The organism is Stenotrophomonas sp. P5_A9 (assembly GCF_056400525.1).
This window is the reverse complement of the sequence record NZ_JBFULC010000020.1, coordinates 53,986-77,854: the sequence shown is the minus strand read 5'-3', so window position 1 is coordinate 77,854 and position 23,869 is coordinate 53,986. Positions and strand designations below refer to the sequence as shown.

Below are 23,869 nucleotides of genomic sequence, written 5' to 3'. Positions count from 1 at the left end.
GTCACGCGGTGGTGGCCGCCAGCCGGGTCAGGGCCGCATCCATCGCATAGCGATAGCTGTCCGCGCCGAAGCCGCAGATCACCCCGACCGCCTTGTCGCTGAAATAGCTGTGCTGGCGGAACGGTTCGCGCGCATGCGGGTTGGACAGATGGATCTCGATGAACGGCACGTCCACCGCAGCCAGCGCATCGCGCAGGGCCACCGAGGTGTGGGTGAACGCGGCCGGGTTGATCAGGATAAAGGCGGTGCCGTCTTCACGGGCGGCCTGCACCCGTTCCACCAGGCTATGTTCGGCGTTGGACTGCAGGCTCTCCACCGCGTGCCCGGCGGCCTGCGCCTGGCCCAGCAGGGCCTGGTCGATCTGCGCCAGCGTGGTGTGCCCATACACCCCCGGCTCGCGGGTGCCGAGCAGGTTGAGGTTGGGGCCATGCAGGACCAGCAGTTTCGCCATGGGTGCCACGAAGCAGGAAAGGGCGAAGTCTGGCGGAACCGGCTGATCGTGTCCAGTTCGGCGAAGTTACGCGTGTTTCAAGCGAACGTTTGAATTTTGCGTGGGAGGCTTGGGGCGGCGGCGTGTTGACCGGTTGTGCGGCTCAGCATAGTTGGTGGGGATTCCAACCAACTATGACGCGCGCTCACCATAGTTAGTGGTAATGGGGCTGCTAGTAGACGCTCCTCGAAATTGCTAGATCGAGGAGCTAGCCACTGTTTAGACATCCGTCTGCTCGGCGATTTCTAGAGCGTCTTCGACCTCGATGCATAGGTACCGCACGGTGCTTTCGAGCTTCGTATGCCCCAGCAATAGCTGGACCGCCCTGAGGTTTCGCGTCCTGTGGCAGATCAGCGAAGCCTTGGCCGTTTCCGTACTCGCGCGGGTGTTCAAGGGAATGGTGAGGATAGAATCTATCTTCGGAGCAAGGGAGCGAGCTGGTGAGCAACGCCGTCTCAAAGTACGAAGGCACTGAGACCAGAGCCATTCTCGCGGAACTAAACCGCCTTGACCGGGAGATTTCCAGCCTCCGCGAAGCCGGGCGCAGGCTGGGGGCGGCATCCCAGTCCGAGATTGAGCCATTCCAGGGGCGCGTGGTCTTGCTCAAAGCGCAGCTTAAGGCTTACGCAAAGCACGGAACTCTTGATGCCGACCGCAAGGTTCAAACGTCGGCAGAGCAGGTTTGGTTCGGTAGCCACGTCAGGAACGCCAGCTCACATTTCCGCATGAAGAGCAATGCAGGGCCAAGGAACTGGGACAAGGGCCTATCAGAGCCTGGCATGGATATCTCCTACGCTCTCAGTCGCTTACAAAAAGGGCTCAATGGTCCAACTGAGTGAAGTCGCGCCCCATCGGGATGCTGGGGGCGAATCGGTTAGCTTCTCGACGAAGGCAGTCAGCATCGCGCCGCCGTGACGCCGTACCTGCCGTCGCCGTTGAAGGTCTGATCTAGCGCCCAGGCCTGTCGAAGAAGAGCTTCGGCCTTTTCGTGCGCCAGCGCGGCTCTCCCGCGTCCTCTCTAGTCATGACGTAATTGTCGGCCTGGCCGTCGCAGGGGTCAGGACGGTTGCAGCCGCAGCTGACAGACTTCGTCGTGTTCGATTATCCCGCTGGGTCACTGAAATCCCACACATGCCAGGGCGAGTGGCATCATCTGTCTAGGTATCGGGCGGAGCCTAAAAGCATGCGGCTGGAAACAMGGGGTCCTGAGATCGGTCCCTGCAACATCTGCGGGAAGATCGGGAAATTGACGGAAGACCACATCCCACCCAAGGGTGTGCCAAGGGTCGGACAAGCCTATGCAACCAGCCTTGTAGCTGCGCTCGGCGCTGAGAAGGTTGGCAAGGGTAGTCGTCTCTTTCAGAGCGGCGTCAAGTATCGCTCCATTTGTCGTGCGTGCAACGGGGACTTGCTTGGCGCCGCTTACGATCCTCACCTGATTAAGTTCTGCAGGGACGTTGATGTCGCTTTCCGCAACCGACTCTACCTTCCTCAAGATTTCGAACTTCTTCCGAATCGCGTCTTCCGCTCTGTGGTCGGCCACTTGCTCGCTCATGGAGTCGGCCTGCATCGCAAAGGTCCTCTGCCCGCAGCTAAATCAGACTATTTCCTTGCACCTAGTCAGGCTTTCCCGGCAGAGTTACGTCTTTATTGCTGGCTCTATCCATATCACCGTCAAGTCATGGGTCGCTGGATGTCCCGCATCTTTGACAATCGATGGAAGGAGACGCCTTTTGTCTTCTCCATTGCGAAGTACTTTCCGGTAGCCTGGCTCTGTGCGAGCGGAGATCTGCCACCATATATCCCGCCTGGTGTCGTCCGCGTGGACACGTTGTCCACGGGATCCATCGATGACTTGGCAACGATCACTCTTAACCCCAGCGATGTTCTGCCTCCCGATTGGCCCGAGGCACCGGGGGATAACGGCATTGTCTTTTTGAATAGCGAGCGAGCAACTGTCGCAACACGTTACCGACGGAATTGATCCTCTTTACTTAGCCAGCGATCTTAAGCTCGTAGTAGTCCTCCGAGGTGTCGAGGACGGCTACTCGCTTACTGCGCGGCCGTTTCTGGCCAGAAGCAGAAATACAGAGGTGGTCGCGGCAGAAGTTGTAACAGGAGGGATGGACGAAAGTGCTTTACTCATTGAGGCAAATCTTGATATACACGGGGAAAGTTGGCGCCAGGTCTAGGCGTCGATGTTGTGCCAATCCCGTCCGTTTCTCGCACTGAAGGGAAGGGTGTAAGGGCAGCTTCTTTGAGCGTCTGCTTTAGCTGATTCCTGTTAAGTAGTTCAGCCGCCGAGGGTGAAATGGATCACATGCAGTGAACTGAGCGCAGCAAAAGCTATGGCGCCACATCGTCACCTACCAAGCCCGTAAGAAGCTTCCCGTCTACTCCGGAAACTGATCATCATTATTATCGCAGAGGTGACAGTGCATCGGCTGGTGCTAAGAATGACTGGCCTTGACCTCAGGCATCATGCTACGCGGAGCGGACACTTCGAGGGAACACCGATCTAATTGTCACCAGTAGTGCGTTCGGCACTTTGTGTGATTTTACTGCAGCGCGAGCTTCCGCCAAGTTCGTGTAAAAATCGACCGCAACATCGAGCAATCTGATCCTTCATCAACGCCGCTAGCGACAATCGGACGACACATAAAGAATGGTTAGCTTTGCCTCTATTCGGCCACATCGTGGGACCCAGAACAACGGGTTTGAGGAGCTTGTTGTTCAGCTCGCACGTCGCCGCCGCCCTATGGGGGCCAAGGAGTTCAGGCGGATCGAGGGAGCTGGCGGCGACGCCGGCGTCGAGGCGCTGTGGCTTAAGAACGACGGGTCGTCCGTCGGCATTCAAGCCAAGTACTTCCTTCGCGTTCGAGACATCGACTGGGCGCAGATCGACGAAAGCGTAGCGACAACACTAAAGCGCCGCCCAGAGGTCAACGTCTACCAGGTCGCGATTGCGTGCGATCTGACCGACAAAGGCGGGGCAAAGGGGCGGGGCCGGACAGGGTGGTCGGCTTGGGATGAGCATGTGAAACGGTGGAGGGCGGAAGCGCTAGCCCTAGGGCGGGACGTTTCGTTTGAGCCGATCACAGCCTCAGATTTGACCGACTGGTTGGGGCAACCAAGCGCGTCGGGCTTATCGAGGTATTGGTTTGGGGTCGACACGCTGAGTCTTCGTTGGTTCTCTGACCAGGTTGAAATAGCAAGCGCCGATCTTGGTGAGCGATACACGCCCGCACAACACGTCGACGTTGCTGCCTCGCTCGCCTTCGATGGTMTGGCGAGGACTTCAGCCCTTCGTGCTAGGTTGCTTCGAGCGGTCGAGGCTACTTGGGCGGATCGCATTGAGCCGTCCTCAGCGATCGTCACGGATGACGTGCGCGAAGCGGCGGAGCTCGCTGCAAACGCGCTGAAGCTGGTGCACGGGATAGCCGACGCGGTCGAGGCTCCTGTAACCACCCAATGGGATGTCCAGCAGTGGCTCTCAGACGTGAGAGCAGCCGAACAACTCCTTGGCCGTTTGGGTGATGAGCTTCGCAGCCAGCGCCGTTCAGTTAAGGAGGGCGAGGCGAAGTCGACGCCCAGCTGCGATCATCTGAGTTATTTGCAGCACAGTGTTCGCAGGGTTGAGGAGGCAATCAGCAACCTTGCCCGTCTCTTGGTCTCCACTGCCTTCAGCGCGGATGCTAGCCGAGTGCTACTCGTCACCGGTGAGGCTGGCACGGGGAAGTCTCATCTGCTCGCCTCTGAGGCCAACCGTTCGCGAGCGGAAGGCAGGCCGGCACTACTCTTCTTGGGCCAGCAATTCGCTAAGGGAGACCCATGGAGCCAATGTGAACGATCACTCGGTTTGCCTGGATGGCCTCGGGATGAACTCCTTGGTGCATTAGATTCGGCGGGTGAAACTTCCGGCTCTAGGGCGCTGATACTAGTTGATGCTGTTAACGAGGGTGCTGGAGCCAATCTTTGGCGGAACCATCTGGCCGGTTTCATCAAGAGTCTAGATCCGTACCCGAACATCGCGGTTGTTGTTGCATGCCGCACTGAGTACGTTCCATTTGCGATACCCATTCCGGTCTGGGAGGCATATCCAAAGGTTGATCTTCACGGCTTCACCACGTTCGAAGAGCAGGAAGCTGCAGCGATTCAATATTTGGATCGGCGAGGGATCGTTCGACCTGCTGGCCCACTACTTGCTCCGGAGTTCTCGCATCCCCTCTTCCTCAAGGCGGCTTCGGACGCCCTACTTCAAAAGAGGAACTTTGTTTTTCCTCGAGGCTTACGGGGGGCGCTGAATATCCTCGGGTTTTACCTCGATAGCGTGGGCGGCAACCTGCTGCCAGCGTCGGTCGAGCCTGCCGATCTCTCTCCCGAACTGCGGCGCGCTCTGCAGGGACTTGCTCGAGAAATGTCCCGTACAAAGCTCGACTACGTTCCGCGGAGTCAAGCCGACCTGATTGTTAGCCAGACGTTCGCACCTCGAGCCCCGCCAGCAGGCATGACATGGCTTGAAGTTCTACTGCGCAGTGGAATCGTCCGTCTTGATCCTGATCCAACAGCCCATGGGGATGGTCTCTTTGTAGCTCCGGAGGATGTGGCGAGAATCGCGTTTCAGCGTTTCCAGGACCACCTTTTTGTTCAGGCGTCCCTTTCTGGCGCGATAGATGTCGCGAGCGTGTTCACCGCGGGCGGCCCACTCGAATGGCTTACGTCCAGCTCTCAACGGTATGGATGGACGGGGCTCTTCGAAGCCCTATCGATCCAGATCCCCGAGACCTTCGACATGGAGCTAGTGGACGCGCTGCCGGGTGGGAGGGCTCGTTGGTGGCACGAGTGGGGTATCCAGGAAAGTTTCAAACAAAGCGTCCGATGGCGAGCCATCGAGTCGCAAGCTGGACACCCGACATTTACAAGCCGTTCGCTTGAGCTACTCAACTCGATTGACCAATCGGAGGCAGAGTCCATCGGCCTCCTGCTGGAAGTCGCCGCTGTTCCCGGGCATCCGTGGAACGCGAACCTGCTGCACCGAAACCTCTGGCGTTGGGGCCTCAATAGACGCGACGTGGAATGGTCGCGGGTGATCGCCTTCGCGACAGAAGATGATGAGCATCCGGTCCATCGTCTTCTGAAGTGGGCTATCGGCGGAAAGCTGGATCATGCAGAACCAGAGATGCTTCAATTGGTTGCAATCACGCTGACCTGGCTTTGCTCATGTACCAGCCGCTACATAAGGGATACTGCGACGAGAGGTCTTTGCCGTCTCCTCCGGAGAGTACCCGCCATACATCATGACTTGGTCACGCTGATGGTCGACGTGGATGATCTGTACGTGCTGGAGCGTCTGCTGGCGGCGTCATACGGGGCGGCCAGCCAGCTCGGAGATGACCCCGCTCTCGAGACGATGGCGGCGACGACGTTCGACCTGATCTTCAGCAAGAACGCGCCCCCGCAGCACCTGCTTGCGCGCGACTACGCACTGGGGGTTCTTGAAGTGGCGCAGGCTCGCGGCCGACTGCCCGATAGAGTGGAGATGGCGAAAGCTCGCCCTCCATTCCCCGCCAAGGCGCTTCGCGCGCCTAGCCAGGCCGCTCTTGAGGAGCGGAAGGAGAAGCTCGGCGATCACAGCATTCTTAGGAGCTGCGGAGCGAACGGAGACTTTGGTCGCTACGAAATCGCGTCTGCTGTTGGTGATTTTTCGGCGACAAAACTTAATGCGCCACCTCCATTGTCGAAGCGGAATCGCTTCGATCTGTTCGTTGCGGAGGTGGTCAATACTAGTCCCGAGCGTAAGACGGCCTTCGAGATTCTTGAGAAAGCCAGCAAGGAGGTCTGGAGCGTCAGATTAAGTAGCGTCAGAGGCAGTTTCAAGATCACAAAAAGCCGGTCAAAGGTCGCAGCGCAAACAGCATCTAGACGTCAAGACGCGTTTCTGTCTCTGCTTAAGGATGAGGAGCGAGGTCGATATGCGAGCGATGCCTTTGGCGTCCTCTTCAGCAGTGATGGCGAACGTGAACCTGCCACCTTCGATCCAGAATGGGCACAACGATGGGTGACTGCGAGAGCCTACAGCCTAGGCTGGACTAAGGCGCGATTTGGCGATGACCGAACGCCATCTCACTACAGCCGCCATAGGGCGAGGATCGAACGCGTCGGTAAGAAGTACCAGTGGATTGCGCTGTACGAGCTGCTGGCTTGGTTGAGCGACACGCATTGGCTAAGAAGCAATTGTGGGGAGCAACCGAGGCGCTACTCTTACCCGACCGATACGGGATTCCAGCGAGACCTAGACCCTACGCTGGCTGAAGATGCTGACATGCAAGTCTCGCCAGGCTGTGAGTGGTGGAAGCTCGACTTCAACATGCGGTCGACTTCCGACGATCAGCTCACGAACTGGGCGAGACAGAACGATGCGTGGCACTCCGCAAAAGACGCCATATTTCGTGAAGACCAGGGGAATGAGCAGTGGGTTACTCTTCATTCCTTTCAACGGGCGGCGGAACAATTCTCCGGTCGGGACTTTGTACGGCGGGAGGTCGGCCTCAGGCGAGAGGGGTTTCAGTTCATTCACTGCCTCATTTTGGCCCAGAGCGACCTTCGGTCAGCATACGAGGCATTAGTAGGGGCGAGAGACCGCAATGCGCATAATTGGGAGCCGCTTCAGTTGACCGACGGCCCTTATCTTGGCGAGTTTGGCTGGCGAGCAACTTGGCCCACCTTGGAATGGTCGCCTCGTCGCGGACTGCCTGGAGAAGTGACCGCACTTCAGCCGGTGATTGAATACAATTGGGAGAGCCACTTGGATGCATCGCGCCCAGATGGAGTGAGCTTACGCTTACCAAGCCACGCTCTGCTTGGCTTGCTGAACTTTTCTCCGCCGAATCCACTCTCTCCTGACATAACGGCGGATGAAACGGGAAAGGTTGTCATTATTCACCATAGAGATGATGAGGATGGGTACTCGGTCACGATCCGCAGAGACGCGCTTGATCGCATGCTCATCAAATGCCAACTTGGCTGCCTTTGGTTCGTCTCGGCGGAACGTAGCGCTTGGCCAACAGGTGGGCACGACCAGTCCTTACGCCGTTGGTTCGGAAGCTTGGTTGCATTCGACGGTCACCAAACAAGGAGCTTCGACTGGGAGACACCTTGGTGAGCGTGAGCCTGCCGATTGCGAGGCCTAAGTTGGGTAAGTGCTTGCGCTGCAAGAAGATCTTGATTTTTCCAGAGATCATTAGGGAGGGCAGGATGTCGTCTAACGCTATTTGAAAGGCGTTTCTCAACGAGACTAGTCCGAAAGTTCTCCCGACGTCCGCTTCTGGCCGGAAGCGGACTCTTGGTCGGACGCGGCGTGCCTGMAGTGCTAAAGTTCTCTTTCGACTCAAAGCGGACATCTGCAGTTCTACCAGAACCGCTTTGCGGTGGTGACTGAGCACTGTGCTCGGTCCGGTTATACGCTGGCTTGTTAGCCGGACCCCGCCACCCTAAGATCGAGCTGGATAAAGGGGAAAGCCCGCCATACGGTGCTTTGTGGGTAAGTTGTATAACCGGACCCACGGGTCCGTCGATTAGGTAGTTAGACGACAGGAGTTTCCATGCCAAAGACCAAAAATCACCTGCATGCATTTGTCATCGCGAACTGGGGACTCTCAGGAACGGCAACAGCCGGTCAAGCCGGTTACCGCTCGCAAAACCCTTGGCAAGCGCTAGAGCGCTACATGGAGGGATTGAGGGGAAATGGCGCGCATTTTCTCGCTAGCCATAACGCAACAGCAACAAGAATTGACTCAGGTGGCTCCGTTTGGAAGATTGAGCTTGTAAATTCACCTACACCCCAAGGGGCTGATGCCAGTCAGTTTTCCGAACAGCTTCTGGATAACCTGGTTGCCCAAAATACAAAGCCTAACCCTGACGATTATATTTGCATCACATACTTTGACGGAGCCGGTAGCGGCACATGGGAGTGGACTCCGTAATGTCGTTTAACAATTCATTCAAGCCGACGCCGCTTTGCGGCGCGGCTTAATTCAAGGTGTTAGGGCACACAAATGACTTCTCACCATCCCGACGCGTGTGCCGTTATATTCGATCCGGTGAACAGCTGATGCCCTGCATCACGACAACATGCGAGCAATTAGCGAGCAGTTTGCCCACTGTTTCGGACTGCTCACCTCGGGGATGATCAAAGCTTCGCAAGAGGAAGACGATCTGAGAGTTGCGTGTGCCGAGCTTCTATCGAACGCTCTGAACTCCATCGCCGCTGTGGTGTACCTCCTGCGGGGCGGCTTCGTCCTATAACCGGGCCCAGTCATCCGCTCATCTATAGAGTCTTTGGCGGTTGTGCTTCATTTGATCCAGTTCCAAGACGACTTAAAGGCGCATAGAGAGCATGCGTTCGAGTCCACACGAGCGATTGCCAGTGCCAAGAAGGTGTTTCCGCCATTCGGGAAAATGTGCGGTCTACTAAGCAAAGAGTTCACTCACGTTGGAAGCTTGCACAAACAATTCACTCCGATACGTGCGTACGAAAAAGGCTACGAGCCTTTGGATCTAAGCATGCAGTTCATAACTAGCGCAGTGTGGATGTGCTACGTGACATGTGAGCTGGCGTTCTTGAATACGGTTGCAACACCACGCTATTGGGAAGAAGTTCCGGCGCCCTCTGCCGAGCAAGTCGCCTATGCGTACAACCCGAGCGCCGCCGAAAAAACGTGGATGGAAACGTTTCTGGGACTGGCGGGTGCGCCCTAGCAATGCGTTCAAGCCGACGCCGCTTCGCGGCGCGGCTTAATTCTGGCGTTTAACGTCCGCTCCTGGCCGAAAGCGGACGTGCCGGCCCCAGAGAACGTTACCAGTAATGCTAGCTTCCACTCTCGACCCAAAGCGGCCATCGGCCTCGTCGGCGCGGAACCTAGCCTGGATCCGGTGGCATCGACTACGATCCGGACTTGGTCCAGGCCGGCCAGTTGCCGGGCCAGCTTGCGGATGCCCGCGGCGCTGTTGTCCACCAGCGTCACTCCCGCCCGTTCCTCGATGGCTACGTCCAAGGAGGCCTTGCCCACGTCGATGCCCGCTGCCATCATGGCTAATCCTCCGATAGAGTTGGCGGGTCGAGAGCATCGCGCCCAAGCCTACGCTTATCAGTTTGAGGGAAGCCTCGGCCAACTGTCCGGGCGCAGGGCACGAGCACCGGCATGCGGCCCCTGTTGAGTTACGGTGCTGCTACACCGAGGCGTTAGCGGGCGCGCATGCCGGGCTCTCGGCACCTGGGCTAGGGGAAAGGCAAGACATAAGGTGTTAGCAATCAACTTCAGGCAACAGGTGATCCGTGAAGAAAGCAGTTTGGCTATCCTACGATCTCGGCGTGAAAGGCGACTATGACTCGCTTTATGCTTACCTAGACAATCAGAAAGCTGTTGAATGCGGTGACAGTGTTGCGTTCTTCAATGTTGAATTCACGGGCACTGACAGCGATCTTGAGAAGAAGGTTAGAAAGGAAATCAAGGAGAGCGTGCGCCTCTCCAAGACAGATCGCATCTACATCGTTTACAGGCGGGAAGATAAGCGCGTCGGAGGAAAGTTCCTTTTCGGGAACAGGAAATCATCCCCATGGCAGGGGTACGGACACCAGGAGCCTATCGAAGATGATGGCTTCTAATGGCTAAGAACATCATCGCTGATAGCGGATTCTGGATCGGCTTGTTCAACGCACGGGACGCTCATCATTCGTGTGCCTGTTCAATAGAGGAGTTCATTGAGGCCCACAGCATTGTCATCCCTTGGCCATCGCTGTATGAAACGTTGAATACGCGCCTTATGCGCAGGCAATCTGACAAAGATCGCTTCAATGCCTACCTAAAGCGGGATTCGACTGTTCTCCTAGAGGACGCAAAGTACAAGAAGACCTCATTGAGGTACGTGCTTGACCAGCGGGGCACTAGTTACAGCCTGGTTGATCATGTGATTAGGAGCATGCTTGAAGATTCAAGTATTAAGGTCGACGCGCTCATTACATTCAATCCGGTTGACTTTATTGACGTCTGTCAAGCCCGGGGGATCGAAATCGTTGATTGCTAACAATTCATTCAAATCGACGCCGCTTCGCAGCGCAGCTTAATTTAGGCTTTGAATGTCCGCTTCTGGCCGAAAGCAGTCCTTGGCGCGAAGCAGTCAGCGAGTGGCTGAGTGGCGGGAAAGCAGCTGCTATGCGACGGGTGCTTAACCTTTTGATGTCTGGATAGAGGCATCAGTCCCTGTTGTTCTGGCGATGAGCGAGCCAAACCGCTGCCGCCGTAAGCGAGACAATTAAGAGCACGATCACACCCGCAACGATGCTCATCTGTTGAAAGAGCGTCAGGTTGTTCATCATCTGGTCGCCTGAATGGGTAGTGGGAAATATGGCGCGATGTCGGAATCAGGCGGCCATTGACACTGCTCTAAGGGATGTTACTAGCGCGAAAATCACGTATCTCCTTAGTTGAAAGTCTACCGTTGGACGTCTCAAAGACGCAACGCTGCGGCTGGTGTGGCTACAAGTTGCGGGCCGCATGGCTGCATTGCCAGGGCGCTATCTGCCGCGTGAGCTCCGGGAAACTGCTGCGAGCACGCGAAGATGACTGCCTACAAAACCTTGGGCCACTCACCCAGGATGAGCATGAGGTTAGATMAGAGGGCAGGATGAGCATGCTCGGGAAGAAAGAAGTCTCTCGTGTAAGGACCCCATGGATGTAGGAGGCTATCGATCGGCAGTCCGAGGCGAGCTGACGTTCGTCTGACCATGGAGAGGGTCGGCGGGTGCTCTCGACGTAGGTATGTCATGAACTCATGACGTGGCAGCCCTTCGAACCGGTAGCGCTCTCTTTTCTCAAGCCAGACGTAGCAGATGAGTCTATGGATGAAGCTCTTGATCGCTCCCACTTGATAGTCACCAGTCCGGAACATGGAGCTATCGACTAGTTCGACTAGATCCAGCGCATACTCCTCATGGACAACTGCTACGCGCGCAGAAGGATGAACCTGATCAAAGCGCGTCCCGCAGGCGCGACATGAATCAGCATACGCGGGGCCCCCAAGCGGCCTTGCGCCGCACTCTAAGCACTGATTGGTAAGTCCCATCCGGTGGACGTGGCAGGCCTTGACGGCTGAGAAGGACCACACAAGCTTGTGGTGAATCGGGACGCCCCCTAAAGACTGATCCGCGACGCAGCCAGGGCACCATTTGCTGAACCTGGAGTAGCAGGTCACGGTCCGACTTAGCGCTTTGGCTAGGAACATGAAGGTTGAGTTCTTCAGAGCAATCTCGCACTCCGATGCCATTGTTGTGAGAAGCGGAACGACCGAGTGTTCCACTGGGCGCGGTCTGTCCAGCTGCGGGCCTACCACTGCCGTTATCCTGTCTCCAGGACGAAGCTCCGAGTGTCGGCCTGCCCTTCTTGCAATCACCTCGAAGAGGTAGGAAGGAGTGACACTGTGTAGACGTGCAAGCCGGAGCACGTATGAGTGCAGTGCCTCGACATCGCCAGTGTTCTTCCCAACGATTTCCAAAGGAAGTAGGCGTGGAGTGGTCTCGTCATCAGATTTCATTGCGGCGTGTTTTCCTCTTGAATGGAGCCGGTTTCTTGCTCGCTCGCAATGCCAACGTCGGCCCTGCTTCGGGCATGGCGACGACCTTTTTTTCTGAAAAGTGGAGTTCTCCACGCCGGATCTCAGCGCTAACCGAGGCAAGCGCTGAGCTAAGCTGCCTGGTCCGAGCCCAATCACCCTGTCCGGGTATCGAGCGGCCTTCAGATCGGCAGGAAGCTAAAGCATTCCGGATCCATCGTGAAAGCGCACCTATGCAGCCCCATGAGCCGTCATGAAGTGCCTCGATGTACTCGTCCATTGCATACTCGTCTTCATGGATGAGGCTCGAGTAGTGGCGCACTATCCTTGTCCATTCGACCATGTCCCACTCTGACTCCCTGTAGCGGGGGAATTCGATGGTTTGAGATCGGCCGATCAGATGAGGAGCCAGGTTGACCGCGGTCAGAAGATCGTAAGAGCCGACTAGAACAAGGCGAACTCCTGTCCTGGCAGCCAGCACCTTGAATGAATCCAAGATTGCACCGGCGGACCTCTCCCCACCTTTCGCGTTCAACACATGGTGGGCTTCGTCTATGACCAGGAACTGCGTACGCCTCGCCACGAGGCATCTCTCGAAGGCCGAACGCATCGCACCCTCTGTGGTTCGGCTAAGAAAAGAGTCGCCGAGTCGACCCTCACGTGCAGCGACGTCGGTGCTCAACAGCGGATGGCGGATCGAGTTTAGGCAAGCGCTTAGGAAAGCTTTCGTTGAGAAGGCCCCTGCTGTTGAGTCGTTTCCAGCCGGGACGTAAACAGAGTGCATATGATCCTGATCATCAGGGGCCTGCTTGGAGTGGGCTCCAAAGACTTGTCGGCTAACACTAGACTTGCCAACCCTGGGCGGTCCGACAAGAATCACTACCTCCTCGGTCAACACTGCGGTCCGAGCTGCTTCCAGATAGCGTCGTGTCTCATCGTAGATTCTGTGTCCAAGACGCTTGGCGACGACGAGGTCAATCTGCTCGGCCAGAGATTTCTCTTGCTCAGCCACTACCAATCCTCGACGGACATTGGCTCAGTGCTAATCGCCTTGAAGCTTCCAAGGGACGGGGGACAGCTAGTCGGACGATCTGTCGCCAGTTGAGCTTCGTTGGGCTCTCTCGCAGGGGGTGCTTTACGAGACATCTCGCGTCTTTCAATCTCGGCAATGAGCTGCCTATCGGAGTCAGCCTTCATCAACTTTCTCAGTGATGAACCATCTCTCGCCCACACCGCATACGCCATCGCTTCGCCATGTGATTGCTGCCCTGCTTGGAGCGCAGCATATGCTTTGCAAACAACCCACTGATCATCGAGCAGTGCATAGAGGATTCGCGGATCCTGGCCGTCGATCCGCGTCGGGACGCGTCTCCCAGCGAAAGCTGCGAGGGCGTCGTGCCACATGTGAAAGTCGCCAGCATGGATTCCCGTGTTCCCCGAGACCTTCAAGGGCTTCTGATTCATTGCAGTTGTGACGAGGAAGCTGAGATCGGCCTGAGCTCGTATCCCGCTAAACGGAAACTGTCGTAGCCCGCTTAGCATCTTTGCATCAGGGCATTCGCTGCTGCCGCCTGATGGACGCCTCCCGATCCACTCACTGAATGCTTCCATCTCGTACCAAAGGTCTACCAAACTAAGCTCTGCCCTTGCCGATGGTTGTCGGTCTGAGGATATGGAGCGAGAGAAGCGAATCGTCTTGATGCTTCCTGGAAGGCAGTCGAGCCAGAACGTTTTTGCTTTACCGAACAGCCGCTCAACCTCACACCCGAACCTTCCGTTTCCCGGTGGGCGAAACATGATGGACATGTTCAGTTGCGCCGCCATTGTCGAGTAATGAACAGATGTGAAGTCTGATCCGTTGTCGCTGATGATTATTTCGGGAAGCCGATCGTGCCTGCGTGCACAGTCGCGCAGCACTTGTGAGCTGGTGCCTTTATTGGGCGCGCGTAGTGACATCCCGAATGCAAGGACACATTGGGTGTAGCAGTCGATGAGGACCGTGATCCACGGACGCGCGGTGTAGGTCTTGCCGTTGGCTCTCCCGACCACCACTTCGATGTCTGCTAGATAGTGGTCACATTGAGCGAGTTCGAAGGGACGCATCGCCTTTAGCGCTCGCACTTCTACCGGGGACGGCGATGACTTTGAATTCAGTAGGCGCTTGCCACCTCTGGATGCAGCCGTTTCCTGTTCAAGCTCGGCAATGATCTTCCGAGCCGTTGTCTTTCCGACGGGACGGTGACCCGGATGGTGAAGTTCCGCATGAACCTGGTAGCTGCGGTACACCGAAAGTGGACCAGGGTTACTATTACCTTCAAGGCAACGCTTGAGTTCCTCGCGAGCATATTGCAGGACCGACGCTGGCCGCTTGAGCGTCCTATTTCCGCTTGATGCGTAACGGGGTGTCAACGCCGCGATTGCAGATTTCCCCTGTGATTCTCCATCTGCACGGCGGAGTCGGAGCCGTCTTGCGTGCTCCTTCTCACTTCTTGTGCGGATCGCGCCTTGAAGGAAGTTCAGGTTTGCGAGTCCCCTCAACAGGTGCGAGCTGCTGGGTATGAGGTCTCTGCTCACCGTGCCTTCGCTAGAAGGAACTATGTGCCTTGAGCGCTCGATCTCCTCGACTAGCTCAGTTGTCAGAAGCTCTGGTGACGCTGCGAGCAGACAAGTGGAGGGACTGCTTAGCGAGTGATTGGAAAGATCAGCAAAGATTCTTCCAGACGCAACAAGATGTAACAGTGATGTGCAATCTTGAGTGTGGATCTTCTGCATCACCTCGGACATCGTCACGACTCTTCTCTGAAAAACATGCGACAGGGCAGCCCGCTCTACCGCCGGATCTGCGGCGGCCAACTCGACCTGACGGAGCGTGAGAAGATTCTGGGTGACTTGCTTGCAAAGGCTGCTGGACGGGATGACTACATGGCGGATGCCGATCGACGCGAAGAGGTCTCGAGCTGCCAGGTCAACATAGTTGTTGTCACATTTCGTCCAGGAAAGGCGCGTCTCCACCAAATCTTCGAGCTCGGAGGTGTCCTTGACCTGTGCGACGAATAGTCCTGTCTTCCCCAGCACAATGAAGTCAGGCGTGTAGGGGTACGGGCGTTTCCCCTTCCGGGTATCACGCACGCACTCCACCGTTGGAGGCTGCTCGTAATAGGCTAGGACGTCTCGGTCGCGCTCTAGCTCTACGGCGTAACAGTGTTCATGCCGACTCTCGAGATTTATCGTGCAGCCCATCTTGAACGACGGGAACTCCACGAGCATAGATGGCCGATTCGGGGCGGTACCGATGTTTCGGCTCACTCCGATGCTCGCCCTCTCGACATAGTCCGCTGCGGCAAATGTCAGCTGATGAGTAGCTGCATAAGCCTTCCGGTCTTCTTCAGTGAACTTCATAGCACCCCGGCCCACAGCAACTAGCTGTAAGGGTTCTTGGGATCAGGCACGGTGAAGCTGGCCCGTGGGAGACGAGACTTGCGGCCTGATGCGTTGGGGGCTAAAGTTGGACCAGCTTCGATAGAAGTGCTGTTCCCAGAGATGCCTCGGTTGCCGCCGGGGCATTTCCTTTTTTAGCCAATGATTTTTCAGTGGCTATGTCATTGCTTGGTCTCCTCGGTCGCTGTCTCCTCTGCTGCGGGATGACTGGCGCCAAGACTCTCCACCCATGACGCAACGTCAGCCGAGGTGGCGAAGAGACCCTTTCGACCCGGAATGCTGAATAGCGCTATTGGTAGCGCATCCCTTCTGCGCGCCTTCATCAGCGCATCTTTGCTCTTAAACCTGAGCACGCGCGCGACTTCTTCCGAGGTGAGAAGAGCGCCGTAGCGTGTGAGAAGGTCTTGGCGGAGCGCCGAAATAGCAGCCATGGGAGGCGTAGGGCTTGGGTCAGGTAGGCCTACAGTAAGGCGCGCGCTTTGTGTTCGCAAGCGGCTGATATTAAAGAAAAAAAAGAATCAATTGTCTTGGCAAATTGGAAGGATTGCGGGTGGTTGGTTCTAATCCACGATCCGGTTTATTCGATTCGATTGGGATGCTCACAGGTGCTCTGACTTAGGCGGCCGCCGCCTTCTAGACCCTCGTGGTGCTCCTAGGTAAAGACTGACCACCATCTATGGTGACCGGTCCGGTCTCTCACTAGCTATGCTGAGCCGCACAGAAACCTTGGATGCGTTGGCGGAGGAGCCTGGCCAGCCTGCACTCAACTCGGAGACGTTTTCGCCGGCTCCAGGCATGCGCTCACTGATGAACAGGTGGCTGGTGCAAGAGAACTGATGGACTCGATCCTGAAGCACCACATCAGCGGGTAGGCGCATTGGGGGGGAGGGGGCTGGATAATGAACCCAACGCGGACCGTGATCGGCCGCTGACAGGCCCTACACCATCGGTGTTGGGAATCAGAGGGCAGGCCACCGTAGCGAGCGGGCAAGGAGTTTATATTGGCTTGGAGAGATTTCTGGCACAGCGGAACGTGCTACGGCTTGACCCATCTCAACGACGTGGAATGCGTGATCGACCTAGACGGCACACCTGTAACGGTGCGCTATACGTTCGGCCCGCACACCTTTACCGATGAGAAGGAGAACGGGCCGCACTTCCACCCCGTAAGGCACGAACGGCGGTATATCTGCCGCCGGCGACACGCCTTGAGCTTCGAGGTGGTGCCCTTCATGCAGCAGCAGTTCCTGGAGGGCCACGTTCGGCAGCACTTCAGCCGCAATGGCGAGCAGTGGTTCACCACCGAGCTGGACGGAGCGGCGGTCTTCACGGCCATCCAAAAATCGGTGGATGCAGATTCGGAAATCAAGGTCCGAGTGATCTCGTCCTACCCGCTCGATCGGGGCCTCCAAACCTTGCCTACCCACGGAGCGCTCTACAAGGTGCGCACCCTGTTCAAGCGCAAGTTGGTAGGGAGATAAAAAAGGGCGCCCCGGTAGGGCGCCCTCGGTATTTCAATATCGGTAAGCTCTTCGGCAGCTATACTGCCTATCCCGCACCAGGCTGGGGATGGATCTAAAGATCCCTCGATGCACCACTCCTGTTTCCAGGCTCCGGTCGGTGGTGCCCTGCTATTGTCGGCCCCCGAGTGGCGCGCAGACTGGTCATGGATAGAACAATGTGTTGCGCATGCGTAACGGCTGCGTAACGCATGTGCCGCCCCTTCGTTGGCCCCGTGGAGCACTGCCGCCCTGTACACGATCGGCCAGCAGCGGAACACGCGTCGGAGGGAATCTTTCATCCAGTCAATTAGTAACTTTACTAACATTTCCGTCTCTCGCGATGAGACTACGCCCAGCCAGAGTTCCCGCCATGCGGGCCTCTCACTAATCCCCACACGATCGCCACCTTAATCGGCGCCGCCGCCATTGACGGGCCAGCGCATTTCGTTCCCTTGGCCGGCGCACGCGCCCGCTTGGGCTTCCCCTCCCCCCGCTGACGACTTCATGGACGAAGCAGTCGATCTGCACCGTCTCTTGGTCCGGCGGCAACCTTCCTGTACGGCGCAGACGGTCGGTCCATGCTGGGGGTCGGCATCAGCGACGRCGACATTCTTGTGATTGACCGATCCGTCCAACCGCAACCCGGCGACTTGGAAATTGCCATCTGGGRCGGCACTCAGCCTACGTGCAAGGCGCTCCAGGTGTTCGAGCACCATCTGGAGCCACGCCCCGGTTTAATCGAATCGATTGGGACGTTACTTTGACTTGGCGCCCGACGCCTTCGAGATCCTTGTGGTGCTCCTAGGTAAAGACTGGCCACCATTTATGGTGGCCGGTCTCCCACTAACTATGCTGAGTCGCACACCGGTGTGCGTGGCTTGGCGGGACAGGTGGGACCGGCGGCCGGCAGGGGGATTGTGACGGCCGGCCAACGCCTCGCTCTGGAAGCGGCTACCCCATGCGTACCGCCGGATTCTCGCGGGCCGGGGCGTCCTGCTGCTGATCCAGGACCTGCACGGTCGCCTGCTGGCGCTCCGCACTGGCCACCTCCAACTGCTGCAGTGATTGCGCGACCGGCGTCTGCACGGCCACGTCGGTGGGCATGGATGCGCGGCGGTGCGCAGGGTCGTTCAGGTCGCCCTGCACCACGAAGACCGTGCGCCCGGCAGCGCTGTCTGCCGTCTGCACGCTCAGCACGATGTGGTCGGCCCGCTCCAGATTGCTCTGGCGGGCCAGGGCCATCACGCTGGCGGTCAGACGCTCGCTGCTCTCATCGGGCGCGCGGCCGGCCTGCGCATCGAGGGCGGCCACGCCCTGGCGAACCTGCTGCAGCAAGCCGTACTCGGGGTGGCCCGGGCCGATGTCGGCCAGCCGGGTCGGCGGGTGCCGCTCACCCGGGACGCCATCAACCGACGCGGTCAGCGGACTGCGGGTGATGCTGCGGTAGGGGTCATCGGCATGGAACTGGGTGGCTTTGTGCTGCCGCTCCAGGCGCACCTCGCGTGCATCATCGAGTTCGGCGATGCGATGGGGGCGGGTTTCCTCCCGCATGGACAGGTGACCGCCGCCGCTGCTCACGTTGACCCACTTCTGGTCGCGTTCGAAGTACATCGCGTAGGCGCTGTTGCCGCCGATGACATTGGGGTCGACCGAGGCGCGGCCTTCGAGGGCCTGCGTAACCTCATGTGCGGTCAGCCTGCCCAGATACGCGCCGCCGGCTACCCAACCCATCTGCTGAATCGCGTCAACGCTGGTGTCGCGCACGCGAGGGCCGCCGAGATAGTCGTTGTCGAGCATGTTCGACCAGATCTGCTCCAGCTTCTGGGGCCCGCTCTTTTCCAACGCGGCCTGCAGCAGCACACGGGGTGTCCAACAGTTGGGGTCGAGGCGATGCTGCTCGAATGCGCGATCGTGAGCGACCATGACGTCCTTGCCAGGAAGATTCAGCGCCAGATCCGGACGCTCGTTCTCAGACCAGTACTTTCGTAGCGCAAGATCCTGCTTGAGCAGCGTTTGCCCGAAAGACTCCCACTGTCGCTCGCTCAACTCGGCATTGGGGAAGCGTGATCCACTATCGTGCTGCGCTTGGGCGTAGTCCTGTGCGTAACTGTTGGCTACGCGGCCTGGCAGGCTGTCGTTGCGAACAACGCCGAGTGCCAACGTGCCGTAACCATCCGAACCGGGCAGCTGTGAAAGATAGTTCCAATACAGCTCCCGATTACCTGTGCTGGCATAGCTGCTCAGGATTCTGATGTCGCGCTGTGTCAATCCACTCATGCCTTACTCCCTGTAGGTGCTGTGGCTACCTGACCTTGGTGTGTGTCAGGACGTCCCGCACCGCATCTTCCATGCGCTTCCAGTCCTTCAAAAATGCTCGCTTGTAGTTAAGGGTGATCGACAGCTTGCTTCCCACATCCACGAAATAGTGTACGCAGCCGGCCGCAACTGGATCTGCGTCGTCAACCACATTGCCACCGTCCAGTCGCACACCATCCCCGCGGAAGGTGGGGCTTTCGCATTTGATGAAGCTGGTGAGGTCACCCTCCGCGCCGCGTGCAACGTACCAGTCGTCCTCATAGGCGAGATTGCGAACAGGCGGTTTCCCATAGCGCGCTTCATAGTCCTTCGAGTAAGCGGCCATCTTCGCCTCGTCAATAGCGTAGGGGGTCAATCCCAACGTCTCCGGCCCGGCTACGCGAAGGTCGAGACGGTCTCTTGGATCGCGACGCTCCACCGATTCGGCTTCGGTAACGGCTTCATTGGAGGAAAGCCGCGACAGGGATGTCTCGATGGGAATTCTGTCGATGTAGTTGATCGACACCGATATTTCCTTCCGGAAATCATTCGTCCGAGGATTCGCACGCGCCCCCGGCGGCGTCGGCGTCATATCCGGCCATTCAATGACAAGGGTCACGCCCTCGCCTGGCCACGGCGCAATTTGGCTGTCCAGGTAGTTGGCTGGAATGCGGAAGGTAGTCGGGCCCAGCTTCACATCCACTGGCGCATCGGAATAGGTATGGCCGTTGATGGTTCTACCGGTATGTGCAGGTTCCGACATGGCTGAACTCCCTTTCTGTTCGGTGGGCGGCGTCCTTGCGCACGCGCAGGCGCTGACAGCAACGGCAAGCGCCAGCGTCAGGCACGACCCGGATCTCATCACGCGCATGGGGACAGTCCATTGCTTGGTTTGGARCCAACTATAGGCAAACTGACCGTCATGGGACAGCGACGGATTCAGGGTCATGGCACATAACCTGCGCGCTGACGCATTGGACCCCTGTGGCTAGAGTTGTCAATTGGCCTTGGTGCTTTCCAGTACGTTCCGTACTGCGCCCTCCATGCGCTTCCAGTCCTTCAGGAAGGCGCGCTTGTAATTCAAGGTGATGGACAGCTTGTTCTCGACATCCGAAAAATAGTGGAAGCACCCGGCTGCAACAGTGCCTTCCTCGTCAACGACCTGATCGCCCTCCAGTCGCACGCCGTCTCCGCGGAACGAGGTGCTCTCGCACTTGATGAAGGTGGTCAGAGCGCCTCTGGGATCGCGCGCAACGTACCAGTCATACTCACTGGCAGCGTTGCGGGCGTACGGCTTTCCGTAACGGGCTTCGTATGCCTTAGAGTAGACCGCCATCCTCGCTTCATCGATGGCGTAGGGCGTAAGTCCCAACTTCTCAGGGTGTGCCACGCGCAGATCAAGCCGATTCTTCGGATTTCCCCGCTCCACTGAGCCGGCTTCGGTGATGGCCTCATTGGAGGAAAGCCGTTCCAGCGAAGTCTCAATGGGAACCCGGTCGATGTAATCGATCGACACCGCAATCTCCTTCCGGAAATCATTCGTCCGAGGATTCGCCCGCGCACCTGGCGGCGTTGGTGTCATATCCGGCCATTCAATGACAAGCGTGACGCCTTCGCCGGGCCATGGTGCAATCTGGCTGTCCAGGTAATTGGCGGGAATGCGGAAGGTCGTCGGCCCCAGCTTCACATCCACCGGCGCATCGGAATAGGTATGGCCGTTGATGGTGCGGCCAATCTGCGTAGCCCCGGGCACCGTTCCATCCGGCTCCTGGCCGGTGGACGGCGGACGCGTGCAGGCCGTGGCGGTCACCGCGACGGCGAGCGCAAGTGCCAGGCACCGCCCGGATGACATTACGCGCATTGAGCATTCCATTGCTTGGTGTGGCGCCAACTATAGGTAACCTGTGCGCCACGGACCAGCCATGAAGCCGGGTGGCGGCGCCGCCGGAGCAACGCTGGCGATGCGGCGCCCGACCGATAAATCGTTTCGATTCAAACCATCGACAGTGCCGGGAGATCATGACCAATGCGCGGTTCAACGCTTTCGTGGCTGTTTCTCGGTCTCGCCCTGTTGGGCGGGCCGACGCGTGCGCAGGACGTCCCGGTGCCTGCCCACCTTTCCGACGACGCGCTGCCATCGCCGCTGGATCGATTGCTGCGCGACTACGAGCATGCGTGGCGGGCAGGCGATGCGGCCGCGCTTGCAGCGCTGTTCGCCGAGGACGGTTTCGTGCTGCAGAACCATCGGCCGCCGATCCGCGGTCAGCAGGCCATCCGCGCGGCCTACGAGGCAGGGTTCAAGGGAAAAGGTGGCGGGCCATTGCAACTGCGTGCCCTGGCCTATTCCACCGACGCCACCACCGGGYACATCATCGGTGCATACCGCTACGGCGCAGGCGGCGAGGTGGGGAAGTTCACGCTGACATTGCAGCGCATGCCCGGCCAGCCGTGGAAGATCTTCTCGGACATGGACAATCTGAACGCGGCGGAGAAACGCGCAGGCGTGGAGTGACGTCTGCGGCGCTGCCGACGGCTGTCAGCCCTGCAACCGCGCGACGGCATCCAGCGCGGTGATGTCCCCGTCGTCGAGAACAAGGTCTGCCGATGCCATGTTCTCGCGCAGGTGATCCACCGACGAGGTCCCCGGGATGAGCAGGATGTTGGGCGAACGGCGCAGCAGCCACGCCAGCGCTACCTGCATCGGGGTAGCGTGCAGTTTCGCTGCGATGGTCGAAAGCGCGGTGGACTGCAACGGGCTGAAGCCGCCCAGCGGGAAGAACGGCACGTAGGCGATGCCATCCCGCGCCAGCGCATCCACCAAGGCATCGTCGTTGCGATGCACCAGGTTGTACTGGTTCTGCACGCAGGCGATGTCGCAGAGCGCGCGCCCCTCCGCGACCTGGGTGGCGGTGACGTTGCTCAGACCGATATGGCGGATGAGGCCGCGCTGCTGCAACTCGGCCAGCACCGTGAGAGAGGGCGCGATCGACCCCTCGGCCGGGGCCATGACGTTGAACATGCAGCGCAGGTTGACCACGTCCAGCACCTCCAGGCCCAGGTTGCGCAGGTTGTCATGCACGGCGCGGGTGAGTTCGGCGGCGGACATCGTCGGCAGCCACTGGCCCTCGGCACCGCGCCTGGCGCCCACTTTGGTTGCGATGGTCAGCCCCGCGCGATAGGGATGAAGGGCCTCGCGGATGATCTGGTTGGTGATGTGCGGGCCGTAGAAATCGCTGGTATCCAGATGGTTGACGCCCCGCTCGACCGCCTCGCGCAGCACGCGCACGGCGGCATCGCGGTCTTTCGGTGGGCCGAAGACGTGGGGGCCTGCCAACTGCATGGCCCCGTATCCCAGGCGGGCAACGGCACGATCGCCAAGGGTGAAGGTGGGCAGAGCGGGCTGGTCGGTCATGGCGGGAACTCTTGGCGGGGATGGAGAAAATCTAGGGCCGGGACGGCTGTGCGACAATCCGATATAAAGCGAACGGGCTGTCCGGAGAGGCGAACAATGAGCACGCGGCTGGGCGATATGCAGGCCTTCGTCCTGGTGGCGCGGGCAGGGGGCTTCCGCGAAGCGGCCAGAGCGGCCGACCTCAGCGCGTCCCACCTGAGCGAGGCGGTCAAGCGCATCGAAGCCCAGCTCGGTGTGAGACTGCTCAATCGCACCACCCGCAGCGTGGGACTCACCGATGCGGGCAAGGTGCTGCTGGCACGCGCCGAGCCGGCCCTGCGGGAGCTGGATACCGCGACCGACGCGATCAGTGCCTTCCGCAGCACGCCGACAGGAACGCTGCGGCTCAATGTGCCGGTCAGTGCGGCGCGCCTGGTATTGCCGGCGATCCTGCCGCCTTTCATGGCCGCGCATCCGGACATCAGCGTGGAGGTCCTCACCCAGGAGAGTTTTGTTGACGTCATCGCGGCGGGGTGCGATGCCGGCATCCGCTATGGCGAGCGCCTGCAGCAGGACATGATCGCCATGCCGATCGGGCCGCGGGTGCAACGCAGCGCGACGGCAGCGGCACCGTCTTACCTGGACCGTCGCGGGCGGCCTGCGCACCCGCGTGATCTGTTCGATCACGACTGCATTCGCGGGCGGTTTCCCAGTGGCGCGGTGTCCGAATGGGAATTCGAGCGGGGCGGGGAAGTGGTGACCATCGTCCCGCGCGGGCAGCTGCTGGTGGAGATTGGAGGGGGCGTCGATCTTGCGGTAGCGGCTGCCGCAGCCGGCAGCGGCATCATCCATTTGTTCGAGGATTGGCTGCAGCCGTCTCTCAGCGCCGGTGTACTGGAGCCGGTGCTGCAGTCGTGGTGGCAGTCATTTCCCGGTCCTTTCCTTTACTACCCCAATCGAACCCTCGTGCCCCCGCCGCTCAGGGCCTTCATCGATTTCATCAAGGCACAAGCCGGGTGAGCGTGTTGCGGTGCGTACGCCGCGATGCAGTAAACGCGGAAAGGGTTGCCATGACCTACGGGGCTTCCCATCGCGTGGTAACGCGAGCAGCATCGCCGACAGGCAAGGCACCGGCCATTGCACGGA

17 protein-coding genes and 1 pseudogene are annotated in these 23,869 nt (G+C 58.8%); 8 read left to right on the top strand and 10 right to left on the bottom strand.

Annotated elements, in window-relative coordinates:
• Position 1: 1 nt before the first annotated feature.
• Positions 2-451, bottom strand: a complete 450-nt coding sequence (aroQ, locus tag AC1DR7_RS08640; RefSeq protein WP_457321189.1) for a type II 3-dehydroquinate dehydratase — start codon at positions 449-451, stop codon at positions 2-4.
• Between the two features lie 479 nt (positions 452-930).
• Between aroQ and AC1DR7_RS08635 the strand changes: the two genes are divergently transcribed.
• Positions 931-1,329, top strand: a complete 399-nt coding sequence (locus tag AC1DR7_RS08635) for a hypothetical protein (protein ID WP_457322459.1) — start codon at positions 931-933, stop codon at positions 1,327-1,329.
• A 275-nt stretch (positions 1,330-1,604) separates the two neighbouring features.
• Here AC1DR7_RS08635 and AC1DR7_RS08630 read toward each other — a convergent pair whose 3' ends face one another.
• Positions 1,605-2,045, bottom strand: coding sequence for a hypothetical protein (locus tag AC1DR7_RS08630; protein WP_478052478.1), 441 nt, complete (start codon positions 2,043-2,045; stop codon positions 1,605-1,607).
• A 1,110-nt stretch (positions 2,046-3,155) separates the two neighbouring features.
• Between AC1DR7_RS08630 and AC1DR7_RS08625 the strand changes: the two genes are divergently transcribed.
• Both AC1DR7_RS08625 and AC1DR7_RS08620 read left to right on the top strand, forming a co-directional pair.
• Entirely contained in the window at positions 3,156-7,652 is a 4,497-nt protein-coding gene (locus AC1DR7_RS08625) for an NACHT domain-containing protein (RefSeq protein WP_478076448.1), read from the top strand.
• A 439-nt stretch (positions 7,653-8,091) separates the two neighbouring features.
• Positions 8,092-8,472 (top strand): hypothetical protein, encoded by a 381-nt coding sequence (locus AC1DR7_RS08620; RefSeq protein WP_457320745.1) that lies wholly within the window; start codon positions 8,092-8,094, stop codon positions 8,470-8,472.
• A gap of 783 nt (positions 8,473-9,255) precedes the next feature.
• Here AC1DR7_RS08620 and AC1DR7_RS08615 read toward each other — a convergent pair.
• Positions 9,256-9,579, bottom strand: coding sequence for a hypothetical protein (locus tag AC1DR7_RS08615; RefSeq protein WP_478052400.1), 324 nt, complete (start codon positions 9,577-9,579; stop codon positions 9,256-9,258).
• Between the two features lie 245 nt (positions 9,580-9,824).
• Between AC1DR7_RS08615 and AC1DR7_RS08610 the strand changes: the two genes are divergently transcribed.
• The gene (locus AC1DR7_RS08610; protein ID WP_478052401.1) at positions 9,825-10,154 is read left to right on the top strand and encodes a hypothetical protein; all 330 of its coding nucleotides are present in this window, start codon (positions 9,825-9,827) and stop codon (positions 10,152-10,154) included.
• A 962-nt stretch (positions 10,155-11,116) separates the two neighbouring features.
• Here AC1DR7_RS08610 and AC1DR7_RS08605 read toward each other — a convergent pair.
• The 3 genes from AC1DR7_RS08605 to AC1DR7_RS08595 are packed head-to-tail and all read right to left on the bottom strand — an operon-like array spanning position 11,117 to position 15,496.
• Positions 11,117-12,079, bottom strand: a complete 963-nt coding sequence (locus AC1DR7_RS08605) for a TniQ family protein (RefSeq protein ID WP_478076447.1) — start codon at positions 12,077-12,079, stop codon at positions 11,117-11,119.
• Positions 12,069-13,109 (bottom strand): ATP-binding protein, encoded by a 1,041-nt coding sequence (locus tag AC1DR7_RS08600; RefSeq protein WP_478052938.1) that lies wholly within the window; start codon positions 13,107-13,109, stop codon positions 12,069-12,071. Before AC1DR7_RS08600 ends, AC1DR7_RS08605 begins: the two co-directional genes overlap by 11 nt.
• Entirely contained in the window at positions 13,109-15,496 is a 2,388-nt protein-coding gene (locus AC1DR7_RS08595) for a hypothetical protein (protein WP_478052939.1), read from the bottom strand. The genes AC1DR7_RS08600 and AC1DR7_RS08595 overlap by 1 nt, the downstream gene beginning before the upstream one ends.
• A 1,082-nt stretch (positions 15,497-16,578) precedes the next feature.
• Between AC1DR7_RS08595 and AC1DR7_RS08590 the strand changes: the two genes are divergently transcribed.
• Entirely contained in the window at positions 16,579-17,016 is a 438-nt protein-coding gene (locus AC1DR7_RS08590) for a hypothetical protein (RefSeq protein ID WP_457321216.1), read from the top strand.
• Between the two features lie 572 nt (positions 17,017-17,588).
• Positions 17,589-17,801 (top strand): annotated as a pseudogene (locus AC1DR7_RS08585) (S24 family peptidase); the annotation flags it as partial.
• A gap of 187 nt (positions 17,802-17,988) precedes the next feature.
• On the opposite strand, the gene AC1DR7_RS08580 reads toward AC1DR7_RS08585, so the two are convergent.
• From AC1DR7_RS08580 to AC1DR7_RS08570, 3 genes are all read right to left on the bottom strand, one after another.
• A complete protein-coding gene (locus AC1DR7_RS08580; RefSeq protein WP_457321218.1) occupies positions 17,989-19,314 on the bottom strand; it encodes a Smlt3024 family type IV secretion system effector in 1,326 nt (441 codons plus the stop codon).
• A gap of 25 nt (positions 19,315-19,339) precedes the next feature.
• Complete coding sequence (locus tag AC1DR7_RS08575; protein ID WP_478051281.1) at positions 19,340-20,203, bottom strand: Smlt3025 familytype IV secretion system inhibitor; 864 nt, start codon at positions 20,201-20,203, stop codon at positions 19,340-19,342.
• Between the two features lie 126 nt (positions 20,204-20,329).
• Complete coding sequence (locus AC1DR7_RS08570) at positions 20,330-21,193, bottom strand: Smlt3025 familytype IV secretion system inhibitor (RefSeq protein ID WP_457321871.1); 864 nt, start codon at positions 21,191-21,193, stop codon at positions 20,330-20,332.
• A gap of 165 nt (positions 21,194-21,358) precedes the next feature.
• Here AC1DR7_RS08570 and AC1DR7_RS08565 point away from each other — a divergent pair, with 165 nt between their 5' ends.
• A complete protein-coding gene (locus AC1DR7_RS08565; protein ID WP_478076446.1) occupies positions 21,359-21,844 on the top strand; it encodes a YybH family protein in 486 nt (161 codons plus the stop codon).
• Between the two features lie 24 nt (positions 21,845-21,868).
• Here AC1DR7_RS08565 and AC1DR7_RS08560 read toward each other — a convergent pair whose 3' ends face one another.
• The gene (locus AC1DR7_RS08560) at positions 21,869-22,744 is read right to left on the bottom strand and encodes an aldo/keto reductase family oxidoreductase (protein ID WP_457320330.1); all 876 of its coding nucleotides are present in this window, start codon (positions 22,742-22,744) and stop codon (positions 21,869-21,871) included.
• Between the two features lie 117 nt (positions 22,745-22,861).
• Here AC1DR7_RS08560 and AC1DR7_RS08555 point away from each other — a divergent pair, with 117 nt between their 5' ends.
• The gene (locus AC1DR7_RS08555) at positions 22,862-23,743 is read left to right on the top strand and encodes a LysR substrate-binding domain-containing protein (RefSeq protein ID WP_457320340.1); all 882 of its coding nucleotides are present in this window, start codon (positions 22,862-22,864) and stop codon (positions 23,741-23,743) included.
• The last annotated feature ends 126 nt before the right edge of the window (positions 23,744-23,869 follow it).

What these genes read in the sequence shown, in the direction of transcription:
- aroQ (WP_457321189.1), bottom strand. Translation starts at nt 451, where the DNA reads ATGGCGAAACTGCTGGTCCTGCATGGCCCCAACCTCAACCTGCTCGGC.
- AC1DR7_RS08620 (WP_457320745.1), top strand. Translation starts at nt 8,092, where the DNA reads ATGCCAAAGACCAAAAATCACCTGCATGCATTTGTCATCGCGAACTGG.
- AC1DR7_RS08615 (WP_478052400.1), bottom strand. Translation starts at nt 9,579, where the DNA reads ATGATGGCAGCGGGCATCGACGTGGGCAAGGCCTCCTTGGACGTAGCC.
- AC1DR7_RS08595 (WP_478052939.1), bottom strand. Translation starts at nt 15,496, where the DNA reads ATGAAGTTCACTGAAGAAGACCGGAAGGCTTATGCAGCTACTCATCAG.
- AC1DR7_RS08580 (WP_457321218.1), bottom strand. Translation starts at nt 19,314, where the DNA reads ATGAGTGGATTGACACAGCGCGACATCAGAATCCTGAGCAGCTATGCC.
- AC1DR7_RS08575 (WP_478051281.1), bottom strand. Translation starts at nt 20,203, where the DNA reads ATGCGCGTGATGAGATCCGGGTCGTGCCTGACGCTGGCGCTTGCCGTT.
- AC1DR7_RS08570 (WP_457321871.1), bottom strand. Translation starts at nt 21,193, where the DNA reads ATGCGCGTAATGTCATCCGGGCGGTGCCTGGCACTTGCGCTCGCCGTC.
- AC1DR7_RS08560 (WP_457320330.1), bottom strand. Translation starts at nt 22,744, where the DNA reads ATGACCGACCAGCCCGCTCTGCCCACCTTCACCCTTGGCGATCGTGCC.
- AC1DR7_RS08555 (WP_457320340.1), top strand. Translation starts at nt 22,862, where the DNA reads ATGCAGGCCTTCGTCCTGGTGGCGCGGGCAGGGGGCTTCCGCGAAGCG.